Genomic DNA, 5,478 nt, shown 5'->3' with positions numbered 1-5,478 from the left:
CACCAGCATCCGCCCTCGCAGCGGGCGCCCGGTGCCGACGATGAGCTTGATCGCCTCGATCGCCATGACCGATCCCACCGCACCGCAGACAGGCCCGAGGATCCCCGCCGCCTGGCAGGCGCCGCCGGGCTGATCGGCCGGCAGGACAGGATAGAGGTCGTCCAGGCCCACACTGCCCACAGCGCCGCTGCCGCGATCGAACACCGTCACCTGTCCGTCCATCCCCAGGGACGACCCCCACACGACCGGGACGCCGTGCCGTTCGGCAGCGCCGATCACGTCGGCATGCGTCGCGAACGTGTCGGCGCAGTCGACGACGAGGTCGAACCGCGCGGTGAGCTCGCGCCCCGCGTCGGCCGTGAATCGCTCGTGGAAGGCCATGACGGTCACGAGCGGATTCAGCTCGCGGAGTGCACGGACGACGGAGTCGACTTTCGCGCTGCCCGGAGCCGCCCCGGCGTGGATGGTCTGCCGGTGCAGGTTGCTGATCTCGACCGTGTCATCGTCGATGATGCCGAGCGTCCCGACGCCGGCGCCGGCCAAAGCGGTCAGCACGGGGGAGCCGAGGCCGCCGGCGCCCACCACGAGCACCCGGGCGTTCGCAAGCCGCCGCTGGCCGAGATCACCGATCTCCGGAAGAACCAGCTGTCGCTGATACCGCCCGCGTTCCTCCGGGGTCAGGGGCGGGCCCGGTGCGACGAGGGGTGCCTGTTCATTCATCATGATGCGCGGACGCTCTCAGACCCGGAAGACCGTGTGCACGGGACCGCACATCCGCTGTCCGTCGAGATCTGCCAGCTCCATGAGCACAGCGGTGCCGGCGACGACGTAGTCGAGGTGAGCGAGCAGCTCCTGCGCGGCACGCAGGGTGCCGCCCGTGGCGAGGATGTCGTCGACCAGCAGCATGCGGGTTCCGGCGGGCAGGTCATCGGACATCTCGATCTCGGCCGTGCCGTATTCGAGCGCGTACGAAACCGACGCAGCCGGTCGCGGGAGCTTGCCCGCTTTGCGGATCGGGACCATGCCCGCGCCCGTCGCGATCGCCACGGCGCCTGCGAGCATGAACCCGCGCGCCTCGACTCCCGCAACGACGTCGAAGCTCCCTGCGAACGGCTCGACGACCGCGTGGACGACGGTGCGCAGTGCCGCGGCGTCGGCCAAGAGCGGCGAGATGTCGCGAAAGAGGATTCCGGGCGCCGGAAAGTCGGAGATCGTTGCGATGAGCGAAGCGGCGTGGTCGAGCTCGGAGGTCACCGGTCCAGGGTAGTCGGCTGAACCCCTCGGCCCGTGCGCAAGCGCTTGCTCTAGGCTGGTCGGCATGGACCGGACATCGACGACCTCCCCGTCACCTGCGGCAGAGCCGCTGATCGGCGCAAGCCGTCCGGGCGCCGAATGGTGGCGCACCGCGGTCATCTACCAGATCTACCCGCGCTCCTTCGCCGATGCCTCGGGGGACGGCATCGGCGACCTGCCGGGGATCACGAGTCGCCTGGACGACCTCGTCTCGCTCGGGGTGGATGCCGTCTGGCTCAGCCCGTTCTACCCGTCACCGCAGAACGACGCCGGCTACGACGTCGCCGACTACTGCGACGTCGACCCCCTTTTCGGCACGCTCGCCGACTTCGACGCACTGCTGGCGGGGGCTCATGACCGCGGCATCCGGATGATCGTCGACCTCGTCCCCAACCACAGTTCGGACCAGCACGCATGGTTCCAGGCGGCGCTCGCCGCCGCGCCGGGCAGCCCCGAGCGCGGCCGCTACATGTTCCAGGACGGCCGGGGCGCGTCGGGCGAACTGCCGCCGAACAATTGGGAATCCGTCTTCGGCGGCCCTGCGTGGACGCGTGTGCCTCCGGCGTCCCGCGAAGACAACGGCCAGTGGTACCTTCATCTGTTCGACTCGACCCAGCCCGACTTCGACTGGTCCAATCCCGAGGTCCACGAGGAGTTCCGCCGCATCCTGCGGTTCTGGCTCGACCGTGGTGTCGATGGATTCCGCGTCGACGTCGCGCACGGACTCGTGAAGACCGACGGCCTGCCCGACCACCTCCCCGACCGCGACGCCGTCAGCCTGGGTGGTCACGACGAAGCTCCGTACTGGGGCCAGGAGGGTGTGCACGACATATACCGCGACTGGCACCGAGTGCTCGCCGAGTACGACGGCGACCGCGCGCTCTGCGCCGAAGCGTGGCTGCCGACCGTCGACCGCACGGCCGAATGGGTGCGCCCCGACGAGATGCACCAGGCCTTCAACTTCCCGTACCTGATGACACAGTGGCGCGCCTCCGCCGTTCGCGACGTGATTTCAGAGTCGCTGCGCGCCTTTCCCGCGGTCGGCGCGCCGGCGACCTGGGTGCTCTCCAACCACGATGTCGTCCGACACGCATCACGCCTGGCACTGACGGCCGAGAGTCCCCAGGGTCACGGCATCGGTCCTGGCTCCCCGGGCCGGCCGATCGCCGCGGTGGGCCTGCGTCGGGCGCGCGCTGCGACCGCCGTCATGCTGGCCCTCCCGGGGTCTGCCTACCTCTACCAGGGCGAGGAGCTGGGACTTCCCGAGGTCGTCGAGCTGCCCGACGAGGTGCGCCGGGATCCGACCTGGTTCCGCACGGACGGCGCGCGATACGGGCGGGACGGCTGCCGCGTCCCGATTCCGTGGACCGCGGACGCTCCGGCCTACGGATTCAGCCCGACGGGGGCCGCGTGGCTTCCGCAGCCGGCTGAATGGGCAGCGCTCTCGCGCTCCGCGCAGGAGGAAGACCCCGAGTCGACCCTGTGGTTGTACCGGACCCTGCTCGCCGTGCGCCGCGCCGAAGGCCTCGGCGCGGGCGCACTCGCGTGGATCGATGGCTATGGTGCGGACGCGATCGCGTTCCGCAACGGTCACGTCACCGTGATCGCGAATGCGGGCACGGCGCCGGTGGCTCTGCCCGCCGGCACGGTGCTGGCGTCGAGCGGACCCCTCACCGGTGCCGAGCTTCCCGTCGACACGGCCGTCTGGCTCGTCGCGGACTGACATGACGACCCTCGAGGAGGTCGCCCGCCACGCCGAGGTCTCGCCGGCGACCGCCTCTCGCGCGCTGCGGGGACGAGGTCGAGTATCGGATGCCACGCGCGCGCGGGTGCAGCGGGCAGCCGAAGACCTCGGCTACGTGGCTTCGGCGGCGGCATCCGGTCTGGCGACCGGGCGCACCCGATCGATCGGCGTACTCGTGCCGCTCGTCGACAAGTGGTTCTTCGCGCAGGTGCTCGACGGCATCGCGACGCGGCTCGCCGACCTCGGCTACGACATCACGCTGTACAACGCGACCGATGATGCGGCCCAGCGACGCCGGCTGTTCGAGACGGCACTCCGCCGCGGTCGGGTGGATGCCGTCATCATCCTGTCGCTGGCGGTCTCGGCGGAGGAGATCGCACAGCTCCAGGCGCTCGATCGGCCGCTCATCGGCCTCGGGACGCCGTGCCCCGAGCTGGCGACGCTGCGCGTCGACGATCGAGCCGTCGGGCGCGCCGCCACGCAGCATCTGCTGTCGCTCGGACACCGACGCATCGCGCACATCGGCCGAGTGCGCCCGGGCGACTCCGGGGTGGACATTCCGACCCTGCGACACCGCGGCTTCATCGACGAACTCACGGCAGCCGGCGTGACGTCGGCCGGGTTCGCGCGAGCCGACTTCACGATCGACGGCGGCCACCGCGCCGCACGGGACCTGCTCCGGCAGCCGCAGCCACCGACGGCGATCTTCGCCGCATCCGACGAACTCGCCTTCGGCGCGATCCTCGCCGCACGCGCTCTGGGCCTCGACGTCCCCGGCGACCTCTCGATCATCGGCGTCGACGGCCACGAGCTCAGCGGATTGTTCGAACTGACCACGATCGAGCAGTTCCCGCGCGCGCAGGGCGCCGCCGCCGCCGCGGCGGCGCTCGCCACCCTGGGAGAAGACGTCGCCGCTCCCGCCGCATCCCTCCCCTTCGAGCTCGTCCCCCGCGCGTCGACCGCCCCTCCGGCCTGACCCGTAGGCTCTGTGCCATGAGCATCGATCTCGAGGCCCTCTACCTGGATCTGCACCGGCATCCGGAACTGTCGTTCCAAGAGACCCGCACGGCCGGGGTCATCACACGCGCGCTGGCCGCGCTCGGGCTCGAGTTCATCGAGGGAGTCGGCAAGACCGGCGTGGCCACGAGCATCGCCAACGGTGAGGGCCCGGTCATCTGGCTCCGCGCCGACATGGATGCCCTTCCCGTGGCCGAGCAGACCGGCCTCGACTATGCGAGCACGGCGCGTGCCACCGATCCGGCGGGAACCGACGTGCCGGTGATGCACGCGTGCGGACACGACATGCACGTGACCGCGCTGCTCGGAGCGCTCGAGAAGCTCCAGTCCACTCGCGACCAATGGTCCGGCACGATCGTGGCGATGTTCCAACCCGCCGAAGAATACGGCGCCGGCGCACAGGCGATGATCGCCGACGGCGTGCTCGACCGCTTCCCCCACCCGGACATCGTCCTGGGACAGCACCTGACGCCCCTCCCCGCGGGCATGATCGGTGTGCGTCCCGGCACGCAGATGGCCGCGAGCGACGGGCTCACCGTCACGCTCCTCGGTCGCGGCGGTCACGGATCGCGCCCGCACGCGACGATCGACCCGATCGTCATGGCCGCCGCGACAGTGATGCGCCTGCAGACGGTGGTCTCGCGCGAGGTCGATCCGCGCGAGATGGCGGTCGTCACCGTCGGGTCGATCCACGCGGGGCTCAAGAACAACATCATCCCGGCCGAGGCGACGCTCGAACTCAGCCTGCGCTACCCCGACGACGCGGCTCGGGTCGACGTGCTCGAGCGCGTGGAACGGGTGATCCGCGCCGAAGCCGCGGCATCCGGTGCGCAACATCCCCCCGTCATCCGGGTGGACCATACCCTGCCGCCGACGATCAACGATCCCCAGTCGACCGCGCGCGTGACCGCCGCGTTCGATCTCGCCTTCGGTGCGGGAACCGTGATCGACCCGGGGATGTTCACCGGCAGTGAGGATGTCTCATGGTTCGCCCGCGATACCGGCGCGCCGCTGGTGTTCTGGTTCTGGGGTGGTCTCGATCCGCAGCAGTACGCGGATGCCGTCGCCCGCGGCGCCGTGAACGAAGAGATTCCGACGAACCACTCACCGTTCTTCGCGCCGATTCTGCATCCCACGATCGAGCGTGGCGTCGACGCGCTCGTGGTCGCCGCAAGAGAGTTCCTCGCATGAGCCTCGACGATCTGTTCGGCCCCCTGGAACCGCACGAAACGGAGAAGCGGGCGCGACGACCCGCGCGCAGTCCGCGCGAACCGCGGCCGCGGCCGCGGCCGACCGTGGTCCTGAGCCTCGTGGCCGGAGTGCTCGCCGTCGCCGTGGTGGTCGTCGCCGGCATCGCACTGACGCGTCCGTCCGGCACCACCGGCAGCGAAGAGCCGAACCCGGCCGCTCCGGTGCCGGCTTCG

The 5,478-nt window shown here is 70.7% G+C and carries 5 protein-coding genes and 1 pseudogene; 4 read left to right on the top strand and 2 right to left on the bottom strand.

What is annotated here, in order from left to right:
- Positions 1-723 (bottom strand): HesA/MoeB/ThiF family protein (locus tag QZV81_RS01675; RefSeq protein ID WP_292831507.1); only part of this gene is annotated, 723 nt, incomplete at its 3' end.
- 15 nt (positions 724-738) lie between these two features.
- Positions 739-1,254, bottom strand: coding sequence for an adenine phosphoribosyltransferase (locus tag QZV81_RS01670; protein ID WP_292831504.1), 516 nt, complete (start codon positions 1,252-1,254; stop codon positions 739-741).
- A 64-nt stretch (positions 1,255-1,318) separates the two neighbouring features.
- On the opposite strand from QZV81_RS01670, the gene QZV81_RS01665 reads away from it, so the two are divergent.
- From QZV81_RS01665 to QZV81_RS01650, 4 genes and pseudogenes are all read left to right on the top strand, one after another.
- A complete protein-coding gene (locus QZV81_RS01665) occupies positions 1,319-3,016 on the top strand; it encodes a glycoside hydrolase family 13 protein (protein ID WP_292831501.1) in 1,698 nt (565 codons plus the stop codon).
- Between the two features lies 1 nt (position 3,017).
- Positions 3,018-4,013, top strand: a complete 996-nt coding sequence (locus tag QZV81_RS01660; protein ID WP_292831498.1) for a LacI family DNA-binding transcriptional regulator — start codon at positions 3,018-3,020, stop codon at positions 4,011-4,013.
- Between the two features lie 17 nt (positions 4,014-4,030).
- Positions 4,031-5,245, top strand: coding sequence for an amidohydrolase (locus tag QZV81_RS01655; protein WP_292831495.1), 1,215 nt, complete (start codon positions 4,031-4,033; stop codon positions 5,243-5,245).
- Positions 5,242-5,478, top strand: a pseudogene (locus QZV81_RS01650) (hypothetical protein); the annotation flags it as partial. The gene QZV81_RS01655 and the pseudogene QZV81_RS01650, both read left to right, overlap by 4 nt.

It is taken from the genome of Microbacterium sp. (assembly GCF_011620665.1).
Classification (GTDB): domain Bacteria; phylum Actinomycetota; class Actinomycetes; order Actinomycetales; family Microbacteriaceae; genus Microbacterium.
This window is presented reverse-complemented; position numbering and strand designations above follow the sequence as displayed.

What these genes read in the sequence shown, in the direction of transcription:
- QZV81_RS01665 (WP_292831501.1), top strand. Translation starts at nt 1,319, where the DNA reads ATGGACCGGACATCGACGACCTCCCCGTCACCTGCGGCAGAGCCGCTG.
- QZV81_RS01655 (WP_292831495.1), top strand. Translation starts at nt 4,031, where the DNA reads ATGAGCATCGATCTCGAGGCCCTCTACCTGGATCTGCACCGGCATCCG.
- QZV81_RS01660 (WP_292831498.1), top strand. Translation starts at nt 3,018, where the DNA reads ATGACGACCCTCGAGGAGGTCGCCCGCCACGCCGAGGTCTCGCCGGCG.